Below are 22,822 nucleotides of genomic sequence, written 5' to 3'. Positions count from 1 at the left end.
TTTAGGTAGGGTCTACATCATAATATACCATCAGTGAGCGGAAACGCTCATCCTCTATGAGGGTGCGTTGTACCTGCGTCAGGTAGCGGCGTACCTTGCTCATGGAAGCTTCCTGCTCTATCTTGATAACAATCTTCCGGATGAAAAGCGATTGTATCCGTGCTACGGGTGGTTTGTCCGGACCTAATATCCGTTCGCCCATGCCTTGTCGCAGGTGAGCGGCCATCAGGTCGGCTGCCTGATTCAGGATGTCCTCCTTACGGTGCTTCAAATATACATAAATCAGCCGGTAGAAGGGAGGGTATTTGAACAGGCTGCGTTCTTCCATCTGTTCCTGATACAAACGGGTGTAATCGTTGGCCATAATCTGATGAATAAGCGGATTTTCCGGCGACTTCGTCTGAAGCACCACCAGTCCCTGCTTGTTCTTTCGTCCGGCTCTTCCGGCTACCTGTGCCATGAGCTGGAACGCCCGTTCGTACGATCGGAAATCGGGATAATTCATCATCGAATCGGCGTTCAGAATACCGACCACACTTACCCGGTCGAAGTCCAGTCCTTTGGAAATCATCTGCGTGCCAATCAGAATATCCGTTTTCCCCTCTTCAAAGTCGTTGATGATACGCTCGTAGGCCGTGCGGGTGCGGGTGGTATCCAGATCCATTCGGGCCACTTTGGCTTCCGGAAAAATCTGCTTGATGTCGTCTTCAATCTTTTCCGTGCCAAATCCGCGGTTCATAAGTTCCACTCCTCCACAAGCCGGGCAGACTGTAGGCACGGCGTAGGTATAGCCGCAATAGTGACACGTCAGCTGGTGAAGTCCCTTGTGATAGGTCAGACTTACGTCGCAGTTTTTGCAACGTGGTACCCATCCGCAGGTGCGGCATTCAATCATCGGGGCAAAACCCCGTCGGTTTTGGAACAAGATGACTTGTTCTTTCTGCTCCAAAGCTTCCCGTATTTTCTGTAACAAAAGCGGAGAGAACTGTGCCGTCATCCGTTTCTTACGGGCCAGTTCCTTGATGTCCACTAACTCAATGTGTGGCAACTGAATCTGCTGATGGCGTTCGGTCAGTTCTACCAGACCGTATTTCCCGTTGCGGGCGTGGTAATAACTCTCCAGGCTGGGCGTGGCCGTACCTAACAGGGTTTTGGCACCGTACATGGAAGCCAGCATGATGGCGGCATTCCGTGCATGATAGCGTGGGGCAGGGTCCTGCTGCTTGTAGCTCGTTTCATGTTCCTCGTCCACGATGACCAGTCCCAGTCGCCGGAACGGAAGGAATACCGAGGAACGGACTCCCAATATTACGTCATAACCTTGCTCGGTCAGTTGCTTTTGCCAGATTTCCACCCGTTCTGCATCCGGAAACTTAGAGTGATATACTCCTAAGCGTTTGCCGAATACCCGTCGTAACCGTTCGGTAATCTGGGTTGTCAGGGCAATTTCCGGAAGAAGGTAAAGTACCTGCTTTCCGGCTTTCAGCACTTCTTCTATCAGATGGATATAGATTTCTGTCTTTCCGCTGGCCGTTACGCCATGGAGTAGGCATACGTTCTTGGTCTGGAAGGAAGTCAGGATTTCATAAAACGCCCGTTGCTGTGCGGGGCTCAGGGTGTGTAGTGGAACCGTCTCGGCGTGGTTTCCCGTAAGTCGGCCAATCTCATGCAGGTACGTCTCCAGTATCTGTTTGTCTACTAAGTTCTTGAAGACGGATTGCGTCTGTCCGGAAGCATCGAGCAACTCCTTCTTGCTGACTTCCCGGATATTTTTCCCTTCGGAGTTCCATCCCGACAATTCAAGGTATTTCATCAGAATGGCCTGCTGCTTGGGGGCCCGTGCCAGTAAATCAAACTGAATGTGCAGGTGATGTTCGTTCTGCAATGCTTCTGTCAGTCGTACCCGTACTTCTGTGCGTGGTTTGTAGCTTCGCTTGATTTCTTCTTTGATGCAGATGGCCTCTTTCTCCAGCAGCGATTTGATGACCGGCAACAAATTCTTCATGCCGCTGGCCTTTTCCAGTTGGGTGACGCATTGCTCCGGGTCGGCACTGAGCAAGTCCAGAATTCGCTGTTCCCGAGGAGGGAGTGGTTCCGAAGCCACAAAGTCCGGATTGTATTCCACTAATGTTTCGCTTTCCAGTTTCATACCCGAAGGAAGGGCTGCTTTGTACACGTCTCCCAACGTGCAGAGGTAATAGTCGGCCAGCCATTTCCAGAAAGAAAACTGCTGTCCTAACAAAACCGGGCGTGAGTCGAGCACTTCCGAGATGTCTTTGGTTTCATACGCCTCTGGGGCCGTTTCGTGTACCTTGGTAACAATGGCCGTATAAAACTTTTTAGGGCCGAATGGCACGATGACCCGGCAGCCAGGCTGTATGCTGGCTTCCATACCTTCCGGAAGCGAATACGTGTACTGGCTGGCAATAGGCAGGGGTACTATGACATCCACGAATTTTTTCATATTGCAAAGTTACAAAAAGCCCCTCACATAGCTGGTTCCCTCCTGAAACTTTTATAGATTTGTACCTGCTGTTTTTAATCTTTAATTCAAAATGAAAATTTACAATATTGGAATCATCGGATGTGGTAGCATTGCGGCAAAGATGGCAGCCACGCTTGGAGGAATGAAAGGAGTGAAACGCTATGCCGTGGCTTCGCGCACGGTAGAAAAGGCAAAGGCTTTTGCCGAGAAATGGCAGTTTGCGAAGGCTTACGGGAGTTATGAAGAACTGGCTTCCGATGCGGAAGTGGATTTGATTTATATTGCTACTCCTCATGCCATGCACTATGACAATGCCCGCTTGTGTATTGAGAAAGGAAAGCCGGTGCTGTGTGAGAAGGCTTTTACAGCCAATGCCCGCCAGGCAGCCGACCTGCTGAATCTGGCTGAAGAGAAGAAAGTTTTCCTGACCGAAGCCATCTGGACCCGTTACATGCCACTTTCGTTGAAGATTCGTGAGCTATTAGAAGAAGGAGTGATAGGCACGCCCCATATTTTATCGGCCAATTTAGGGTATGTAATTGACCGGAAGGAACGTATTTTGCGTCCGGAACTGGCGGGCGGTGCCTTACTCGATTTGGGTGTGTACCTGCTCAACTTTGCTGCCATGTATTTCGGAAAGGAAGTAGCTTCCGTGCATTCCGTCTGCCAGAAAACGGATACAGGAGTGGATGCACAGGAAAATATTACGTTGCTGTATAAGGATGGCAAGATGGCTGCCTTGCAGGTAAGCATTCATGCCGCTACCGATCGCATGGGTATCATTTCGGGAGATAAAGGTCATTTGATAGTAGAAAACATCAACAATCCGCAGTCGGTCAAAGTGCTGGATACGAATTATCAGACTGTAGCCGTATACAATGTCCCGCAACAGATTACAGGCTATGAGTATCAGGTGTACGCTTCATTGGAAGCAATTGAAAAAGGCTGGCTGGAATCGCCTTACATGCCGCATGCCGAGACACTCCGCATCATGCAGCAGATGGATGCACTTCGCCGGGAATGGGGAGTAGTGTATCCTTGCGATAACGAATAAACGGTCTGTATGATAAAAAAGGAAACCTCCTTTCAAAGTGAATATTCTATATCACCTGAAAGGAGGTTTTTTATGGTTTTCTATGTGTTTTTAGAATAGATAAGCAACAGAAACTTGCCAAGTATTTTGTTTGAAACCGATAGTGGCCAAATCTTCTATGTCACCATCATGTATTTTTCCATTGTCTTTTAGAGCGAAGTTGTAGTTGGCACCTACCTGCAAATGGCCAAGGAGTTTCAAACCTGCACCGACATTGAAGCTAGTCGTATTTTTCTTGAATTCGCATACATTGTCGATAGAATTAAACCAGCGGTCACCTATATTGAATCCAAACTGAGGACCTACAGCTACGTATGCACCTACCAGGCTACTGAATCCGACAGTCCATCTCAGGTTGATAGGAATTTCAATGCTCTTCTTTGTAGAAGTTCCTTCTTCTGAGTCTACGCCGAACTGGTTGTATAATACAGAACCGTCAATACCTAATCCCAAAAGTGGCAATGTGAATTCTGCAGTCGGACCCACAAAGAATCCAGCTCTGTTGTCTTTACTAACTATATTCTCAGAAAGATGCAGTTTGGAAACGTTCAAACCTGCTTTTACTCCAAATTTTATTTGGGCTTGTGCCGGAATGGCAAGTGCCAGACAGGCAATTACCATCAGTGTAGATAATAACTTCTTCATATCTTGTTTCGTTTAGAGTTTCTGCAAAGGTAGATATTAATTGGAAATAAAAAAGAGGGTATTAGCAGAAAAGTGTAATTTATCTCGGAATATTTATTATTAGACAAAAAGACCTTTTAAGTTTTCTGTGTCAGAACTGTATGTTTTTCATGGCAGAGCCCTATGTTTCCCATAAGAAAAACATAGGGCTTCGCGGTGAGAAACGTAAAAGATAAGGATTTCTTTGTTGATTAATTCTTTGTCCTTATTATTGGAGAGAGTCTGTTTTTTTAATTCCCAAATCGTGAGGTATCTACTTCCTTCATTTCTTTTTTCTTGTAGCCGCCAAAGCGATAGCTGAACGAAAGGGTAATGCTCTGCATGTAGCTTTTGGTATTCATGTCGAGATGTTGCGCGCCGTTCCGGACTTCTGTCTTGGGGTTCATCGTATTGAATAAATCACGTCCTTTCAGTTGAAGCATAGCTTTGTCCTTTGCAAAGGTATAGCGCAGGGCTGCATCTACGAAGGCCACAGGTTGAATGTCGTAACTGCCTTGTATGGATTGGGTTTGTCCGAAAGCGGTAACCTCCATTTTCAGGTTAGGCTGGCGGCATAGCTGGAAGGTATGTGTCCAGTGTCCTACGCCGACCCATTGCTTCTGATTGAAAGGTGCATCGTAATATACACTGGCTTTGTCGTGTTTCAAGGTAGCCTGCAGGGTAAGACGGCTGTCCCACCAGCTTCCTGCCTTGAAAGGGAGAATAGCGGTGAAAGAAAGGTCCTGAGTGTAATCCCAGTTCTGCCAGTTGTAGATGGCTTTCAGACGGTTGGAATCCAGGTAGACGGTCTGCATGAAGTAGTCGGGTGTATAGCTGTAACTTGCCTGGAAGATGTATTTACTTTTCAGGATGTAAGTCAGATCGACGTTGTAATCGGTGTAGGGACGAAGGAATGGGTTGCCCAGACTTTCGTTGTAACCGTTCAGGTAGCTGGTGGCGCCACTCAGTGTCCAGTAATCGGGATAAGTCTTGTCAGAGCTGAAAGACAACTGGAGAATGTGTGAGGCAGACGGCATGTAGTTCAACTGGAGAGTGGGGTAGACAGCCCATTTCCGGTAATCTTGCATCTGGTAGTATTCCAATGTGGCAGAGGCACTCAGGGTCCATTGGGAGTTGAACGGCTTGTCGAATCCGGCGTAGACGTTATAGGTGTATTCACGGATACGGCTGTGCAGGTTGTTGCCTTGCATTTCCGGCAAATCATAGTTTTGGGTGTTCCGGTTGTTGACGTAGGTAAAAGAAGTCCCGTAGTTCAGGGTCCAGTTTTGTGGCAGTGTGTGGTGCTGGTCGGCATAGATTTTCCAGCGGTCGATGTGCTGGCCGGAACAGCTTATGAAGCGGGTTTCTACCTCTTCCGAACTTCGGTCGAAGAAGTTTTGCGTATCGGTCGAGGTAAAATACGTGTAGTCGGCTCCTACCTGAAATCCGAATCCGGAGGTATAATACAATGCGGCATTGTGCATCTGATGGTGAGCCTGGGAATGATTGAATGATTCGGAAATATTCCCGTTGGAATGGCTGTCGCCGGTTTTGTCCGGACTGAACTGGGTGGTATAGGACAAGTTCAGCGAGTTGTCTTTATCAAATTTATACGTCCCTCCGGCGCGCAGGGTGTGCGTCAGGCTACGTCCTTCATTGTCCGTCACCTGATTCACATCATATACCTGCTCCTTCACCGTATGACGGGCGATGAAATCAATGTAGCCACGGGTATAGTTGCTCTGAAGATTGTACATGAAATCGAAGTCAATTTTAGGAGAGGTATAGGCCAGTGTGACGCCTCCGTTGCCCCCGGCTTCCTTCTGCTGTTTATATTCACCGTTGACTTCTCCTTGCAAGCCTCCTTCGCCGGGTTTATATCCTTTCAGTACGAGGTTGATAGCCGCACCGCGCACGTGGTATTGCGGAGGAGCGCTGTACATCACTTCCGCTTTTTCCACGCGCGAGGCCGGCATACCCTTTAAGAGAGTGATGAGTTGTTCGTAGGTCATTGACGAGGGACGTCCGTTCAGCAGCAGGCTGACTCCGCCTGCTCCGGCCAGTGTCAGTACATCGTTCTGTTCGATAACGCCCGGAAGCTGTTTTAGGGCTTCGTACGCGTTGGTGACCAGCCGTTGGGAGGTCAGTTGCGGCATGTCATAGGTCAGTCGGCTGCCTTCCACAGTGACCAGCGGGCGTTCGCCTTGTACCACGACTTCCTGAAGTGCGTAGTCTTTCGGTTGCAGTGTAAACGTGCCGGCATCGGTCCCTGTGCCTTCTTTCTCCTGCGGTTCATATAGCAGGTGTTGGAACAGCAGACGATAGTGTGCCGGCTGGTGATTCAGCAGGAAAGTACCGTCAGCATTTGTAATGGTAGCTTCTACAAATATGGAATCGGGTGTCTGGAGCACGACCGTAGCCCCGTCAATAGGTTGACGGGAAGGGTCGGTAACTTTGCCTGAAATGGTTTGTGCGGTGGCTGTTCCGAGCATCGTACCGAGCAGTAACAAGATGCTCACTAAAAAATACTTTTTCATATCGTTCGTGTCTTTATCTTTCATTATCTTTGACACTGCAAAACTAAAAAGCCCGTTTCGCTTTTTGGGTTAAGGCAAGGTTAACGCTACGTTAACGTCTTTCGTTTACGTGAAGAATATACGCTTATGAAGATGAAACACATTCGCTGGATTGCGGTAGTGGGACTGATTGCAATTGTCGAACTACAGTATGTCTGGCTGGTCAACACTTACAAGCTGACCCGTGAGAACGTCATGCGGCAGAGCCATGAGCTTTTTAAGGATGCGGCACTTAAGGAGGCTTTTGATCGGATAGGCCTTTGGAAAGAGTTGCATGGGAAGAAGGATTCCACGTACACGTATCGGTTTGACCTGAATGAGGACGTGGAGGATGACGAAACACAGACTCCAACTCCGGAAACACGTCAGTTTATTGAATCGGCTGTGTTCATCGCCATACAGGAAGGGGTATCGAATACGTTCAAGATAGATGTGTCCTTGCATAATCTGGATTCTATTTATGCCCACATGCTGGATTCGGTCGGTATCCCGGCCAAGGTGTCGACTTGTGTGACGGATTCGTTAGGTAATGTGTTGCGGGCATCCTCTCCACAGGCAAAACTGGAAGGACAAAAATACTTGAGAACAAGGATGGTACCTATAAATAAGGCATATACCCGCTATCTGCAAGGGGTGATTCTGAATCCTTACTGGGTGATTTTCCAGCGTATGACCCTCTTGTTGATTGCCACGGTGCTGATTATGGTACTGGTTATTATCTGTATTGTGTATCAGATTCGTGTCATTATCCGGCAGGACAAGATAGCCAAGGTGAGAGAGGACTTTTCGTATGCCATGATTCACGACATGAAGACTCCGTTAAGTTCTATTCTGATGGGAACAGAGATTCTGGAAAGCGGACGTTTGGACGGACAGCCGGAAAAGAAGGAACGGTATTTCCGGATTGTGAAAGAGGAAGGAGAGCATCTGCTGGCGTTGACCAACAAGGTACTGACGCTTTCCAAACTGGAGAATCATGCATTGAAATTGCAACAGACGGATTGTCTGCTACGCCCGATTCTGGAGGATTTGGCGGAGAAGTATAAGGCAAAAACTGCTAAGCAGGTTGCGTTTGTATGGAACTTGCAGGAAGATGTGGTTTGGGCAGATGAGGAATTTCTGAGGGAAGCGCTCAGTAATTTGATAGACAATGCATTGAAATATTCGGACGAAGCCGTGGAAATTACATTTCTTTCGGAACGGAAAGCGGATGGAACGGTCTGTGTAACGGTGGCCGACAATGGTTTCGGTATTCCGTTGAAAGACCAGCGGAAGATTTTTGAGAAATACGAACGGGCGGCAGCCAGTGAACGCAGTCGTTCCGGTGGAGTATCTGGTTTCGGACTGGGACTGAATTATGTGCTTCGGATTATGGAAGCGCACGGCGGACGGGTTACGTTGGAAAGCATGGAGGGGGAATACAGTCGGTTTACCTTGGTTTTTCCTCCGGAGAGTGCCCTGGAGAATAAAAAAGAGGAACAGTGAAATGGAAGAGATAATCAAATTGTTGTTGGTGGAAGATGACGCGAATCTGTGTTATATCATTCAGGGTGGTTTGGAGGATATGATTGGAGGGTATCAGGTGCTGACGGCATCCAATGGCGAGGAAGGACTGGCCGTATGGAAGGCACAGCAGCCGGATGTCATCGTAGCCGACATTGAGATGCCGGTAATGGACGGATATGAGATGGTACGGCTTATCCGGGAACAGGATGAGCATGTACCCATCTTGTTTACTTCCGGGCGTGTGTCACCGAAAGATGTGGTGAAAGGTTATGAACTGGGTGTGAATAACTATGTCAAAAAGCCATTTTTGGCCGAGGAACTGCATGCACATATCACGGCATTGCTGAAACTGACGCGAGGGGTATCGGCGCAGAAAGAGGTCCGGGAGGTACCCATCGGGAAACTGTTCTCCTTTGATACGGTGCGTGGCGTATGGAAACAGAAAGGCGGAGAAGAACGTATACTGACGGTGCGGGAAGCCGATTTGCTTCGTATGTTGTGTGAACACAAGGGACAGGTCGTGCGGCGGGAAGTCATCTTGTCGCGTCTATGGAATACGGAGGAAGATTATTTTGCTTCGCGCAGTTTGGATGTATTCGTGTCTCGCTTGCGCAAACTGTTAGTGGCCGATGATACGGTGGAACTGAAGACTGTGAAGGGAGTGGGTTTGATGTTGGAAGAAAAAGTCTAATTTAAAATACAAAACGAATATGCAATATTTTAAAAGTGATTACATGGAAGGAGCGCATCCGCTGATTTTGGAGCGCTTGTGCCAGACGAACATGGAGAAAACTTCGGGCTATGGCACGGATGAGTATTGTGCATCGGCTCGCCGGAAAATTGCAGAAGCTTGCGGATGCCCGCAGGCAGAAGTACATTTTATGGTGGGAGGTACACAGACCAATTCCACGGTCATTACGGCCTTGCTTCGTCCGTATGAGGGAGTGATTGCAGCAGAAACGGGTCATATCAACCAGCATGAAGCCGGGGCGGTGGAAGCAGGAGGACATAAAGTGCTGGCTTTGCCTCACCATGAAGGAAAGTTGGATGCGGAAGAAGTAGACCGTTATGTGACGGCTTTCTACCAGGACCCGAGCTGGGATCACATGGTGGCTCCGGGAATGGTATATATATCGCATCCTACGGAATACGGTACACTTTACACGCTGGATGAACTGAAGGCTTTGTCTGCCGTGTGCCGTAAGCATAAGATTCCGTTGTTCCTCGACGGGGCTCGTCTGGGTTACGGACTGGCGGCACGGGATACGGATGTGACTTTGAAAGATATCGCTTCTTTGTGTGATATTTTCTATATTGGCGGAACCAAGGTCGGAGCCTTGTTTGGCGAGGCGGTCGTAATTCCGCAGCCCGGACTGATTCGTCAGTTTGATACGATTATCAAGCAACGGGGCGTGTTGTTGGCCAAGGGGCGTCTGTTAGGTTTGCAGTTTGATACCTTGTTTACAGATGGCTTGTACCTGAAAATTGCCCGTCATGCCATTGATATGGCTGACCGGATTGTGGAAGGATTGAAAGCAAACGGTTATACATTTTACATTCGTCCGCAGAGCAATCAGTTGTTTGTAAAGCTTGAAAATAGCTTGTACGAGAAACTGGCACAGCGTATAGGCTTTGAGGTATGGGAAAAACGTGCTGACGGTACGACAGTGGTACGTATCGCGACCAGTTGGGCTACACGTGAAGAAGATGTGGCTGAATTGCTGGAAGAGTTGAAAAACAAGTAATCTTAGGTAAAGATAAAAAGGAACAGCCTCGCAATACTTACGGAATCGAATGCCGTAAACCTTGCGAGGCTGTTTTTTATTTCTCGGTTTCTTCCTCTTTGAACCAGGAAGCATACATCAGATATCCGTTGGCAATTTTCTGATTCAGTTCCTTGCTCTGTGCAGGGTCAACTTTCTTGATAAACTTGGCAGGTACGCCGCCCCAAAGCGTGTGCGGTTCAATGACGGTATTGGCAAGTACCAGTGCGCCGGCAGCTACGATGGCTCCTTCACCTACTACGGCATGGTCGAGCAGGGTAGACCCCATTCCAATCAGGGCATTGTCGTGCACACAAGCTCCGTGAAGTGTCACGTTGTGGCCGATGGATACATCATTGCCTATTTCTACGGTTGATTTCTCATATAACGTATGAAGCACGGTACCGTCCTGAATGTTCACACGGTCGCCGATACGGATAGAGTTTACATCTCCGCGGAGAACTGCATTGAACCAAACACTGCAATCCTTTCCCATTATTACATCGCCGATGATGGTGGCATTGTCGGCCAGATAACAATTCTCACCGATTTGAGGAGTAAACCCTCTTACTGATTTGATAAGTGCCATAGGTAAATCATTTTTAAGAGGGGCTAAGTTAGCGGATTTTTCTGAATATCAAAGAAGCTCCAGAATTCTTTTTTCCCGTTTCAGGTCCTCTATGTTTTTATCGGGGGAGACCAGCATCATGCTTTTGATTACGTCTCCAGTGTGACAGGTATAGTCATAGTAGTCAGCTTCTTCCGGAGTCAGCTTTTCTCTGGGAATGACTTTGGTGCGCAGGTTGGCAAATTCTTCCAGAGGAATTTCATCTCCTTGTCTGACAAACAGAATGCGGCGTGCTATCGGATTCCGGTTGTAGTCGTGAGTCAGGTAAATGCCCTTTACCAGGTTGGGATATTCGATGATAGGCAGTTGCAGATAGATAACCTTCAGCGCCAGTTGCAGGCGTTTCTGTTCATTGAACATCAGGTATCCTATTTGAAATGGCGAAAACAGTCCGATGCCGGCATAATAATCGCCCGACATACTCTGGCTGTAAACTTTAGGCAGGGTTTCACCGTCGGTGATGGAAGTAATCATGTAAGGCTCTACTTTCAGGCCGTCTGAGAAAGAAGAGGAACTATAGGCCAGGTACAATCCTGTATAGACTCCGGCATTGGGCAGGTACTTGATGGCTTCCCGTTCGATGTCATCCAGGAAAGGACGTCCGCTGTTCTTGGAAGAAACAAGACGCGGTTCGATGTGGCAGACTTTTTCATACAGTTCATCCAGGCATCCTAACAATTTACGTTTGGAAACATTATTGACTTGTTGCAAAGCCTTGTCCAGTGCCGTTTCGGGGTCATCTCCTCCGGAAAGCAGGTTTACATACATAGGAAGGACAGAAGAATACAGCGAGGACAATACACTTGAAGCAATATCAGTTTCTTCTGAAATGTCTTTCATTCTGACGCCCGATTCCCGGAGCTTTTTCATTCTTTCATAAAGTAATACCAGTCTGTTCATAGATGATGAGGTTTGCAGCAAAGATACGTCATAGTTGTTACAACGGTATGTCATTCTTTACAAAAATATGTCATAATCATCATATTAATATGACATTATACAGCCCTCAAACAGCCCCTCTATTATACATGATAAATTAATTCTTTCAGATTTTGGTCTGTGATAGCTTTGCCGCAGAAAATGAAACGAATGTGATACGAATATGAAACAGACAACCAATCAAAAACATTTATCTGATGCACTGCTGATACTTTGGGCCGGTGGTGCGGCATTGCTCTCTTATTCCCTGGTGTATGCGTTACGTAAACCGTACACGGCTGCTTCGTTCGAGGGGCTGACTTTTATGGGAAGTGACTATAAGGTAGCGGTGACTACTATCCAGATTTTAGGATATGTCATTGCCAAGTTCTTTGGAATAAAAATTATATCGGAACTGAAGAAGGAAAATCGCTTTCGGTTCTTCGTTGGTTCTGCGATTTTGGCAGAACTGGCTTTGGTAGGCTTCGGGCTTTTGGAAGCACCTTATAATGTGGCTGCCATGTTTGTCAACGGACTTTCATTAGGTTGTATGTGGGGAGTGATTTTCAGTTTTATCGAAGGACGGAAGGTGACGGACATCTTGGCCAGTCTACTCGGGGTGAGCATGGTGTTCAGCTCGGGAGTTGCAAAAAGCTTTGGCTTGTTTGCCATGAATGAAATGCAGATAGACCAATTCTGGATGCCGGCAGTAATCGGAGGTTTTGCCTTGCCTTTGCTGGTCTTTATGGGATATATGCTGAAACGTTTGCCCCAGCCTACGGCAGAAGATATTGCGTTGCGTAACGAGCGGGTAGTGCTTGATGGAAAAGGACGTGTGGCTTTGTTCCGGAAATATGCTCCGATTCTTACGCTGCTTTTCATCGGTAACTTCATGTTGCTGGTCTTACGTGATATTAAAGAAGATTTCCTGGTGAACATTTTGGATATGAGCAATCAGTCTTCCTGGTTGTTTGCCCGCATTGATACCATTGTCACATTGATTATTTTGGGAATATTTGCCTTGTTTGCATTTTTCCGTAGTAATATCAGAGCGCTGTTGTGGCTGATGACGCTGGTAATAGCCGGATGTCTGACCATGACATACGTGTCTTTCCATTATGAAACGCTGGACTTGAAACCGGTCACCTGGCTGTTTATCCAAAGTTTGTCGCTTTACATAGCTTATCTGACTTTCCAGACCATTTTCTTCGACCGTTTTATTGCTTGTTTTCGCATTAAGGGAAATGTGGGATTCTTTATTGCACTAATTGATTTTATCGGGTATCTGGGTACGGTAACCTTACTTTCTACCAAGGAATTCCTGAACATCGAGTTGGAATGGTTTGCCTTGTTCAACCATATAGCCGGTTTTGTAGGAGCCACTTGTTCGATTCTGTTTATTGTGGCCAGCATCCTGATTCACCGGAAGTATATGCAAGGCTTGAAACTCAAGAATACAGATTTTTATATAAACCCTCAATATAATACGATTTAAGATGAAACAAGATTATGACATTATTATTATAGGAGGCGGACTGCTGGGATGTGCTACCGCATATCAGCTGGCGAAACGTCATGCAGGGAATATCCTGTTGCTGGACGGAAATGAAATTGCCTCTCAGGCATCGGCCCGTGCGGCTTGTCTCCTGACGCGTGCTCGTACTAAACCGGCATTGATGGAGCTGGTACAGGAAACATACGATTGTATCGAGGAGATAGAATCTCTTTTAGATGAGTCGCTGGAACTCCAGATGTGCGGAAGTATTACAATTGCTTCATCAGAAGCTTCTTTGAAAGGCTTGGAGGCGTTGGAAGAAGCGGCCTGCCGTTTTGGAATACCCAATGAACGGATTGGAAAGGAACGGGTAAAGGAATTACTTCCTTGGATTGAGGAGGAAGCGGTAGATGTGGCACTTTATATGCCGACGGATGCGTTCATTGATTCAGCACTTCTTTGTTCGGGTTATGCCAAAGCTGCCCGTAAGCTGGGAGTAACTTTACGTTCAAATTGTAAGGTAAAGGAAATTCTGGTGGAAGATGCTGAGGTGAAAGGTGTCAGACTGGCAACCGGAGAAACGGTAACGGCTCCGGTGGTAGTAAATGCAGCTGGTTCATGGGCTAATTTGCTAATGCGTCCGTTGAAAGTCGGTTTACCGTTTACTCCTGTAAGAAGCCATTTCTGGATTACTTCCATTGATGCTACACGCTTCCCTGCCAATCATCCGTTTACGGTCATTCCGGATGCACGTGCCTTTACCCGTTCCGATGTGGGGGCCTTGATTATCGGTCTGCGCGAAAGCCAGTGCCAGGCTTTTGACCCTTCTACATTGACTGAAAAGCTGGAGGATTTCGATTTTAATAAGGCGGCAAAGTGGACTGTGCTGGATGAATGTGCCCCGCTGTTGAAAAAGTATTTGAAAGATATTGACGACCTCCCGATTGCACACTATATGTCTGGACCTTCCTGCTATGTGCCGGATGCAAAATTCATTATTGGTCCGGTAGCACGTTACAAAGGATTGCATACGGTGACCGGATGCTGCGGAGGTGGAGTCGCTGCCGGAGGTGGCATGGGCCGTCTGGCTGCCGAACTGATTTTAGGAGAAACGCCGTTTGTGAATCCGGAATTGTTCTCTCCAGAACGCTTTGGAGAGGTCGATCCTTTTTCTGCTGAATTCCAGCAGCGCTGTGCCGACGCACGTTCCAATAAAAAAGGAGGATAAGACAGGGTGTGTGTATTCCTCGTCAATTTATAAATATGATTTAATCGCATAGAAATGAAACGATATATAGTTTTTTTGAAGCAAGTACCTCAGTCTACGCGGGTGGAGATAGACCCGGTGACGAATACATTAAAACGTTCTTCAGCTCTTTGCCAGACAAATCCGGATGATTTGTGTGCATTGCAGGCTGCATTGAATCTGAAAAAAGAAACTCAGGCCGAAGTGGTAGCGGTAAGTATGGGACCCGGTTCTGCGGAGACCGTGTTACGCGAAGCTTTGCAGCATGGAGCCGACCGTGCTGTCTTACTTTCATCGCCGGCTTTTGCAGGAAGTGATACCTGGTGTACCAGTAAAGTATTGGCTGCAGCCGTTCAAAAAATAGGAACGTTCGATTTGCTGTTTTTCGGTCGTATGGCTATTGATGGAGATACGGCACAAGTAGGACCGGAAGTGGCCGGACAGCTGGGGATTCCTCAGGTTACACAACTGATACGCATAGAGGGTATCACTCCGTCTTCCATCTGGCTTGCCAAAAGAGCGGGCAACGTATGTCAGCAAATGGAAATTGCTTTCCCTTGTGCCGTGATGGTAAGTAAGGAAAACGGAGAAGTGGCTCCTCCTACGCTGGCGGGATGGAGAGAGGCCCAGAAAAAAGTGATAACATGTTGGAATGAGAAAGACCTGAACTTGGATGCTGGAAGTGTCGGTTTGCATGCTTCTCCCACCAAGGTGGTGTCTACGGAGGTTCCTCAAAATAAAAAGTCGTTGCAATGGCTGGTCGATGGAGCAGCAGTCATGCAGGTAATCTATCAGAATATTCACTCTCAGAAGAAATAAAATTATGGCAATCAAAGATACGTTTGCTCTTCAGTTGCGAAGAGATGCATGTACGCAGTGTGGTATTTGTGCGGATAGCTGTCCGTTCGGCGCCATACAATTTAATGAATACCCTGAAGTCGATCCATACAGCTGTCGTTTGTGCGGCACATGTGTGCAGGCTTGTCCGGCTGAGGCTTGGGACATGCAGGAAGCGGTCAGTCCAGTAGCTCAGCCTGCTGTCTCTGCAAAAGGAATATGGGTTCTGGCCGAAACGGAAGGAGATGAACTGGCACCGGTCACCCGTGAATTGTTGGGAAAGGCAACTGAATTAGGTGAAAAGTTGGGCCAGATGCCGGAGGTAGTGCTGGCAGGAAATAAACTGCAGCGTTTCGTTCCGGAATTGGAACGTTATGGAGCTTGCAGGATTCATTTACTGGAATCGGAAAAGCTGGAAGCATTTGTAGAAGAAAATTATGCAGAGGTCGTGGCACAGCTTGTCCGAGAGTTACAGCCGGAAATCTTGTTGGTAGGAGCTACTCCCAAAGGACGTGGACTTTCTGCCCGTCTGGCGGCCTTGTTGCAAACGGGGTTGACGGCCGATTGTACGCAACTGGATATTGATGCGGATACATTGTTACTGCACCAGATACGTCCGGCCTTTGGTGGAAATCTGATGGCGACCATTACCACTCCCAACCACCGTCCGCAGATGGCATCGGTGCGTCCGGGTATCATGAAAGCGTTACAACCGGATTGCGCTAAAAAGGCTGAAGTCATAGCACACGACTTGTCGTCATTTGTGCCCGACGGACGTGTACGTTTGCTGAGTGAGATGGAAGAAACCATCGGAGGAGAATCTCTGAGTGACAGCAAGGTGATTGTGGGAATAGGACGAGGAGTAAAGAAGCATGAAACCGTGGCGCAGATACGCCAATGGGCGGAACGCATAGGAGCGGTCGTGGCCGGTTCTCGTGCGGCCGTAGAAGCCGGATTGATTGATGCTAAAATGCAGATAGGCCAGACTGGCCATACCGTTTTGCCGGATGTATACATTGCCATAGGTATCAGCGGGCAGATTCAGCATACGGCGGGCATTACCGGAGCCAAGAAGATTATCGCCATTAATCCGGATGCGGCAGCACCTATTTTTAATGTGGCAGATTACGGCTGGGTTATGTCTGCGGAGGAGGCTATTGTGCAATTAATGCAGGGTGATAAATGAAAAAGACGGTTTCTGCCTGTCTGGCTCTGTGCCTTTGTGTCGGGATGAATGTGACGGCTCAGGAAACATTGAAAGTGAAGTTCCGCTCCCGGGCATTGCTGGATACTTCTGTTTCCGGTTATGGAAAAGAAAGTACGCAAGGATATTATCGGGTGGAAGATTTCCGGGTGGGTTTCAAAGCCACTTACGGTCAATACGAGGTAAAAGCGGATGTGGGATTAGGGGGTGGAAAAGTAGCAATAAAGGATTTGCTGCTGAACTATCACTGGGGAAATCACACCGTCTCCTTCGGTAACGGGTACGAGCCGTTTTCAATGGATATGCTCATCAGTACAGCCGATTTACGTTTTAATCAGTCCGCAGCCTCCGTTCTGGCTTATACCAACAGCCGGAAACTGGGGGCTACCTATTATTATCATGCACCTCATTATTTGTTTTGTATGGGAGTTTATACACATAATGACATCAATAAATTAGGGGATACACAGAAAAATGCATTTGTGTCTACTTCTCGTGCGGTATGGCGTTGCTCGGATTCACAACAGGAGAGACTGTGGCATGTGGGAGGAGCTTTCTCTTTCCGCACTAAGGAAGTAAATACTTCTGCTTCTCCTGAAGGTAGCGTAAGTAGTGACGGGGTGACTTCATTATTCTCGGAACCGCTGCTGGAAGCTTCTTTCCCCGATATGGGTACGGAGGTGAAAGGACTAGTGGAAGCCTTGTATCTGGCTCCTCGCTTTATGGTGCAAGCGGAGTATTTTTTCGACCGTATGAATCGCACTTCAGGCGAGAAGGCTTACCGTCCGCATGGAGGATATATACAGGGTGGTTTTCTGTTGAAGGGAAGGGGCTTTGAATACGATGCGAAGTATGGTGTTCCTGGGCGTCCGTCTACTGCCAAGGCCATAGAGTTGGTAGCCCGTTTCAATTATACGGATATGAACGATGATCGGGCTGAAATTTATGGGGGAGAAGAAAAGGATTTGTCATTGGGAGTAAATTTTTATTTGAACCAGTATATTGGGGTCAAGATAAACGGTAGTTATGTGTGGGTTGGCTCGCATTGCAATGCATTCTACCAGAAAAACTTTTTCTTGGCTCAGGCTCGTCTTCAATATATTTTCTAATTAATTCGTTTGTTTGTAAATGCCTTTGTGTTCCAACCAAAACACAAAGGCATTTTTTATAGGGTATTTTTAGTACTGATTTTAAAGAGGAAAGACAATAAAAATCCCTGTATTTTCCGCTTCGGAAAGGGAAGAATACAGGGATAAAGACAGCAACAATACGTTGCTCATTATACACAATTACTGCAATTGTATTTCTTTGATTGCTTCAATCAGCTGGCGGAAATCATCGGGGTGTACATCTCCAATGTTACCGATACGGAAGGTATCCGCTTGTGAGATTTTACCCGGATAAATCACAAATCCTTTTGCTTTCAGCTTGGTATAGAAGTCTTTGAAGTTGAATTCCGCATTCGGATAATAGAAGGAAGTAATAACGGGCGACTGTTCTTCATCGGGAAGCAGAGTCTTGAATCCTAAGCTTCTCATTCCTTCTACCAGCACGCGGTGATTTTCGCTGTAACGGGCATGACGTGCGGCAACTCCTCCTTCTTCTTTCAGTTCGTTCATGGCTTGCATGAAAGCGCGTACCACATGCGTAGGTGAGGTAAAACGCCATTTGCCATGTCCTTTCTCCATGGTTTCCCATTGGTCGTATAAGTCGAGAGACAAGGAACGTGCTACGCCTTTGCACTGCTCAAGTAAGGAGCGACGGGCAATGATAAATCCGAATCCTGGTACTCCCTGGATACATTTGTTGGCGCTGCTGATCATGAAGTCAATTCCTAATGCAGCCATGTCGATGGGTACTCCGCCGAAACTGCTCATTGCGTCTACAATCAGTACCTTATGATGTTTTTTTACGATGCGGGCAATTTCTTCGATGGGATTCAGTACGCCGGTGGTAGTTTCGCAATGTACCACTGACACGTGGGTTACCTCCGGATGTGCCTGCAGATAAGCTTCAATCTGTGCCGGATCGACTGCCTGAGTTTCTTCAAACTTCATTACATGGCAGTTCAGGTGATAATATTCGGCAATGACTCCCATACGTTTTCCGTAGGCTCCGTTGGCTGCTACCAGCAGATGATCCTCAGGACGTATCACTGAGCCAAGTGTAGCTTCTACGCAGAAACTTCCGCTTCCTTGCATCAGAACGGCGGTATATTCTTCAGGACGGCTGCAGGCCAGTTCTACCAGTTCTTTGCGGATAACTTCTACTATTCCTACGTTGTAATCTTCATCCCATGTGCACCAGTCACTCATCATGGCTTGTTTTACGGTTTCACTTGTGGTCAGAGGGCCGGGAGTCAGTAATAAATAAGGTCTCATATCTTGTTGTTTTTTTATGTTTACGTGATAAATTTATTCGTTTGCCATACGGGCGTTGATACATTCAATCAGGGCGGGAAGTTCTTTGATGCTGTCCACTACATAGTGAGCACCGGCTGCATACATGCGGTTTCTTACTTCACTCATGCGGCTTTTCAGTTCTTTTTCCGGAAGTGCCTGTACTTCTTCTTCGGTAAGTCCCATTTCGTTACTTCCTAAAATTACGCCCACTGTCCATACTCCGGCGTTGAGTCCTTCCTTGATGTCGGAAATGGTATCTCCGTATTTCAGTACCGAAAAACGTGAAGGCACGGCAAGGTCGCACATGTTCTTGTAAATCATGTAAGGATATGGGCGTCCTGCTGGAAGTCCGTCGGAAGTTACGCAGTTGTCCGGGCTATAGCCTTTGGCAGCAGCTTCGGGAATGACCACATCCATCATTTCTTTGGTGTAGCCTGTGGTGGAGCCAATCTTGATTCCTTTCTGGCGAAGTGTGTCAATAGTTTCAATAACATAAGAGATAGGTCCGGTGTATTCTTTCAGCGTGGCAAAAAGCAACCGCTGGAATTCAGCGTATCGTCCCTGTACGTCATTCTCGTTGTACGGACGGCCATACTTTTCCTGGAATTTTTCTCCGATGCGTGTCATCTGAAAGAGCGCGCGTACGTGATCAATCTTGGTCAGTCCCATTGGGCGGCGTGCTTCTTCTGCTGTGATTTCAATACCTATTGCACGGAAGCTTTCAATGAAAGCAGATACAGGTGCAAAACATCCATAGTCGACGGCAGTTCCTGCCCAGTCCATAATTACACATTCAATCTTTTTCATATTGCAGTAGTTGTTAAACAAATTTTCGTATTGGTTATTTCTTGATTTTCGAGGTTGGAGGTTTCCAGCGCTTTATGGTGGCTGGAAGGAGTTTGCGGGGTATTGCGTTTCCGGTTCTTTTCTACAAGGATGTAGATAAACGAGCCGACAAAGGCAATACAGCAAGCGGTGCCTATATAGACGCTCATCTGGTTGTAGAAATCTGCCCAGTGGATATGTGAGGCATAGAATTCCTTGAAGAACAGGAGAGCAAGTGTACCCATGTAGCCAATGAAGTCGATGGTGATGATGAAGAAGCCCACATTACCTTTGATTTTAAAGCACGCGATGAAGCGTTCAAAGAATATGGTCTGGAAACTCAGGTAGGCAATGTCCAGGCAGAGACTTTGCAGGAAAAGCCAGATGGTGGTGGGCAAGGCTACTTCGTGGAAGTTGGCTCCTAAGAAGGCAAGTGTACCCATTCCCATGATGGAAAGTATCAGCAGTATGCACAGCACCCGCAGGTGGTTATACGTTGTGGCAAGCAAGGCAAAGGCTGCCAACATGACGAAAGTAGCGATGCTGTCAATTTGTGCGAATGCCCATGAGGATACGGTGCTCACATCGATGATACAGACAATGAAATCTTCTTTGATGTCGCGCTGCACGGTTAAAAGCAGGTTGGCTCCGAATAGCAGTATGAGCAGCGGCATGAATTTGCGGAACAGTTCCCATCGTTGCTGACCGTTAAGGGTGACACGTACGGAGCGTGAAGCGATGTCTTCTGCCGTTGGTGCCGGAAATTTGGTCATCATCCATCCGGTGAAGCATAATAGAGGGAATGCGAGGGCGCCGATGAGTGCAGGCATCCAAAACTCACTGACATGGAGTGAATTCAGGGCGTATAGTCCGAGCGATTTGGCAACTCCCGAACTAAGTGCCATGCTGACTCCCATGATGCTGGCTAGAAAATCGGTGGTGCGTCTTCCTTCTAAAAAGCTGAAAATCACGCCCCACATACATCCTAATGAAAGTCCGTTGAAAAATAAGGCAACAATATTGAAAGGAATTGGCAGTAATCCAAAAGCTAATAAGGAAATTTCAGAAAGTGCAGCCGATCCGATAATGAACTTTAATCTCCCTTCTGGCTTTAATTCTGAAATGTATTTGATTCCTAAAAGCTTGGCAAATACATAGCCTATTAGTTGTACGATACTTACTGCTATCTTATAATCCATTCCCATTATTTGCAGACCTTCAAATTCTGCTGCGGTAAATGGTTTACGAAGTGCGTATACTAGTGAATAAGATAAAAGGGCAGTTGTTCCGGCCCATAAGACAAATGCAATATCCGATAATTTTTTATGTTTGCTTCTTTGCTCCATTTTTTAGTGAGATTCATTAAATTCGATGGCAAAGCTACGGGGAGAAGGAATCTGAAAAAATTAATTTATGATGTATAATAGCGGATTTTTATAATGCTTTATAATGTCATATTAATATTATATTTATGAAACAGCTTTGTAAAATTCGTTACACGAATGTAATTTGAGGAGTAGAAAAAAGTCTTTATTCCTTTTCCTGTTTGTTGTTTTATGTATATGGGAGCCAATTTTTTTGCAAACCTCGGGTAGAAAATCTCGTAACGTTTCCATTGTTTTTATGTTTTCCTTCGGCGAAACGTATGTTTCCGCCGTGCGAACCGTACGTTTTGCGTTGCGGAACCGTAGGTTTTTCGTAACGGAAACGTAAAAAGTTCCTTTTTGTCCGTGTAAAAATCCCGTTCCTTTTTCCGTATTCCGTGCGCAGCTTCAGGCTTTGCAGCTGTTTTTTTCAGCCTTTCGTGAAACTTTCCCTGCATCTGTTCGCGCACGCATGCACGCGCACGCACGAATTATATAATGTAGGGTATTTCACACGGATTTCCACATAGCAATAAAAAGTATGCTTTATAGCATAAAGTAAATCAGTGAGTTAGATAAACCCCTGAAAAAATATTTCAAAAAAATGTGCCATAAGAGTTGCAGAAAAGGAAAAAGTCTGTACCTTTGCAACCGCTTTCGAGAGGGAGAGCCGCTGAAGATGACAGACTGAGTAAAGCTGGGGCTACGGAAGAGAGTGCCGGATGCTGCACCGAGTATCTTACCTTGCGGATGAGCAAGGGAGCGAGAAAGGGTAAGCCGCACGCCTTCTTGAAACCTTCTGAAAAATTTTTTCAAAAAAAACTTTGAAAAAATTTGGAGGTTACGAAAAAACGCCTTACCTTTGCAAACGCTTTCCCGCTGAAACGGGAGCTTGAGAAAAGATAGTTCTTTGAAAGACTTTAGATAAACAGACTAGGATGTAGTACAAGAAGTAGTCCTTTATATAATGTATATATGGGATGAACGGAAGATAACCGTCAATAACCCTTGGAAACAAGGAAAATGAAAAAAAATCGGTTTCCTGAACAGAGACAACAATACTCGAAAGAGTAAGAAAATATTTTACAATGAAGAGTTTGATCCTGGCTCAGGATGAACGCTAGCTACAGGCTTAACACATGCAAGTCGAGGGGCAGCGGGATTGAAGCTTGCTTCAATTGCCGGCGACCGGCGCACGGGTGAGTAACGCGTATCCAACCTTCCGTACACTCAGGGATAGCCTTTCGAAAGAAAGATTAATACCTGATGGTATGATGAGATTGCATGATAGCATCATTAAAGATTTATCGGTGTACGATGGGGATGCGTTCCATTAGGTAGTAGGCGGGGTAACGGCCCACCTAGCCTACGATGGATAGGGGTTCTGAGAGGAAGGTCCCCCACATTGGAACTGAGACACGGTCCAAACTCCTACGGGAGGCAGCAGTGAGGAATATTGGTCAATGGACGAGAGTCTGAACCAGCCAAGTAGCGTGAAGGATGAAGGTCCTACGGATTGTAAACTTCTTTTATAAGGGAATAAAACCTCCCACGTGTGGGAGCTTGTATGTACCTTATGAATAAGCATCGGCTAACTCCGTGCCAGCAGCCGCGGTAATACGGAGGATGCGAGCGTTATCCGGATTTATTGGTTTAAAGGGAGCGCAGACGGGTCGTTAAGTCAGCTGTGAAAGTTTGGGGCTCAACCTTAAAATTGCAGTTGATACTGCGTCCTTGAGTGCGGTTGAGTGTGCGATTCGTGGTGTAGCGTGAATGCTTAGAATATCACGAAGAACTCCGATGCGAAGGCAGCACAC

Annotated in this window: 17 protein-coding genes and 1 rRNA gene; 10 read left to right on the top strand and 8 right to left on the bottom strand. The window is 46.8% G+C overall.

The features are described 5' to 3' along the window. Position 1: 1 nt before the first annotated feature. A complete protein-coding gene (gene priA / locus BACPLE_RS04170) occupies positions 2–2,464 on the bottom strand; it encodes a replication restart helicase PriA (protein ID WP_007559234.1) in 2,463 nt (820 codons plus the stop codon). A gap of 91 nt (positions 2,465–2,555) precedes the next feature. Here priA and BACPLE_RS04165 point away from each other — a divergent pair, with 91 nt between their 5' ends. Then, positions 2,556–3,539 carry a Gfo/Idh/MocA family protein gene (locus BACPLE_RS04165; RefSeq protein WP_007559232.1) on the top strand — a complete coding sequence of 328 codons (984 nt, stop codon included), beginning with the start codon at positions 2,556–2,558 and terminating at the stop codon, positions 3,537–3,539. Positions 3,540–3,629: 90 nt separating this feature from the next. Here the strand turns inward: BACPLE_RS04165 and BACPLE_RS04160 are convergent, their stop codons facing one another. Together BACPLE_RS04160 and BACPLE_RS04155 are read right to left on the bottom strand one after the other, a co-directional pair. Beyond that, positions 3,630–4,223 carry a porin family protein gene (locus tag BACPLE_RS04160; RefSeq protein ID WP_007559230.1) on the bottom strand — a complete coding sequence of 198 codons (594 nt, stop codon included), beginning with the start codon at positions 4,221–4,223 and terminating at the stop codon, positions 3,630–3,632. Positions 4,224–4,492: 269 nt separating this feature from the next. Beyond that, positions 4,493–6,778: an outer membrane beta-barrel family protein gene (locus BACPLE_RS04155; RefSeq protein WP_040312438.1), complete on the bottom strand. Its 2,286-nt coding sequence runs from the start codon at positions 6,776–6,778 to the stop codon at positions 4,493–4,495. Positions 6,779–6,904: 126 nt separating this feature from the next. On the opposite strand from BACPLE_RS04155, the gene BACPLE_RS04150 reads away from it, so the two are divergent. The 3 genes from BACPLE_RS04150 to BACPLE_RS04140 are packed head-to-tail and all read left to right on the top strand — an operon-like array spanning position 6,905 to position 10,068. Then, on the top strand, positions 6,905–8,302 hold the full coding sequence (locus tag BACPLE_RS04150; RefSeq protein ID WP_007559227.1) for a sensor histidine kinase: 1,398 nt from the start codon (positions 6,905–6,907) through the stop codon (positions 8,300–8,302). A gap of 10 nt (positions 8,303–8,312) precedes the next feature. After that, a complete protein-coding gene (locus BACPLE_RS04145) occupies positions 8,313–9,014 on the top strand; it encodes a response regulator transcription factor (RefSeq protein ID WP_040312437.1) in 702 nt (233 codons plus the stop codon). 19 nt (positions 9,015–9,033) lie between these two features. Further along, complete coding sequence (locus BACPLE_RS04140; protein WP_007559222.1) at positions 9,034–10,068, top strand: threonine aldolase family protein; 1,035 nt, start codon at positions 9,034–9,036, stop codon at positions 10,066–10,068. Between the two features lie 76 nt (positions 10,069–10,144). Here BACPLE_RS04140 and BACPLE_RS04135 read toward each other — a convergent pair whose 3' ends face one another. After that, entirely contained in the window at positions 10,145–10,675 is a 531-nt protein-coding gene (locus tag BACPLE_RS04135; protein ID WP_007559220.1) for a gamma carbonic anhydrase family protein, read from the bottom strand. Positions 10,676–10,723: 48 nt separating this feature from the next. Beyond that, on the bottom strand, positions 10,724–11,614 hold the full coding sequence (locus BACPLE_RS04130) for a hypothetical protein (RefSeq protein ID WP_007559218.1): 891 nt from the start codon (positions 11,612–11,614) through the stop codon (positions 10,724–10,726). A 202-nt stretch (positions 11,615–11,816) separates the two neighbouring features. Here BACPLE_RS04130 and BACPLE_RS04125 point away from each other — a divergent pair, with 202 nt between their 5' ends. The 5 genes from BACPLE_RS04125 to BACPLE_RS04105 are packed head-to-tail and all read left to right on the top strand — an operon-like array spanning position 11,817 to position 17,523. After that, entirely contained in the window at positions 11,817–13,127 is a 1,311-nt protein-coding gene (locus BACPLE_RS04125; protein WP_007559216.1) for a DUF5690 family protein, read from the top strand. 1 nt (position 13,128) lies between these two features. Then, a complete protein-coding gene (locus tag BACPLE_RS04120) occupies positions 13,129–14,355 on the top strand; it encodes an NAD(P)/FAD-dependent oxidoreductase (protein ID WP_007559213.1) in 1,227 nt (408 codons plus the stop codon). A gap of 54 nt (positions 14,356–14,409) precedes the next feature. Beyond that, positions 14,410–15,192 carry an electron transfer flavoprotein subunit beta/FixA family protein gene (locus BACPLE_RS04115; RefSeq protein ID WP_007559211.1) on the top strand — a complete coding sequence of 261 codons (783 nt, stop codon included), beginning with the start codon at positions 14,410–14,412 and terminating at the stop codon, positions 15,190–15,192. 4 nt (positions 15,193–15,196) lie between these two features. Then, complete coding sequence (locus BACPLE_RS04110; protein WP_007559209.1) at positions 15,197–16,396, top strand: electron transfer flavoprotein subunit alpha/FixB family protein; 1,200 nt, start codon at positions 15,197–15,199, stop codon at positions 16,394–16,396. Then, on the top strand, positions 16,393–17,523 hold the full coding sequence (locus BACPLE_RS04105; protein WP_007559207.1) for a porin: 1,131 nt from the start codon (positions 16,393–16,395) through the stop codon (positions 17,521–17,523). Before BACPLE_RS04110 ends, BACPLE_RS04105 begins: the two co-directional genes overlap by 4 nt. Positions 17,524–17,703: 180 nt before the next feature. On the opposite strand, the gene phnW is transcribed toward BACPLE_RS04105, so the two are convergent. The 3 genes from phnW to BACPLE_RS04090 are packed head-to-tail and all read right to left on the bottom strand — an operon-like array spanning position 17,704 to position 20,987. Next, positions 17,704–18,795: a 2-aminoethylphosphonate--pyruvate transaminase gene (gene phnW / locus BACPLE_RS04100; protein ID WP_007559206.1), complete on the bottom strand. Its 1,092-nt coding sequence runs from the start codon at positions 18,793–18,795 to the stop codon at positions 17,704–17,706. Between the two features lie 33 nt (positions 18,796–18,828). Continuing rightward, on the bottom strand, positions 18,829–19,623 hold the full coding sequence (gene phnX, locus BACPLE_RS04095; RefSeq protein WP_007559204.1) for a phosphonoacetaldehyde hydrolase: 795 nt from the start codon (positions 19,621–19,623) through the stop codon (positions 18,829–18,831). After that, the gene (locus tag BACPLE_RS04090) at positions 19,620–20,987 is read right to left on the bottom strand and encodes a DUF5690 family protein (RefSeq protein WP_007559202.1); all 1,368 of its coding nucleotides are present in this window, start codon (positions 20,985–20,987) and stop codon (positions 19,620–19,622) included. Before BACPLE_RS04090 ends, phnX begins: the two co-directional genes overlap by 4 nt. A gap of 1,103 nt (positions 20,988–22,090) precedes the next feature. Between BACPLE_RS04090 and BACPLE_RS04080 the strand changes: the two genes are divergently transcribed. Then, positions 22,091–22,822: ribosomal RNA gene (locus BACPLE_RS04080) — 16S ribosomal RNA — on the top strand; the annotation flags it as partial.

Origin of the sequence: Phocaeicola plebeius DSM 17135 (genome assembly GCF_000187895.1) — a bacterium.
GTDB classification, from domain to species: domain Bacteria; phylum Bacteroidota; class Bacteroidia; order Bacteroidales; family Bacteroidaceae; genus Phocaeicola; species Phocaeicola plebeius.
The sequence above is the reverse complement of the archived record's forward strand: the minus strand, read 5'-3'. Positions and strand labels throughout refer to the sequence as shown.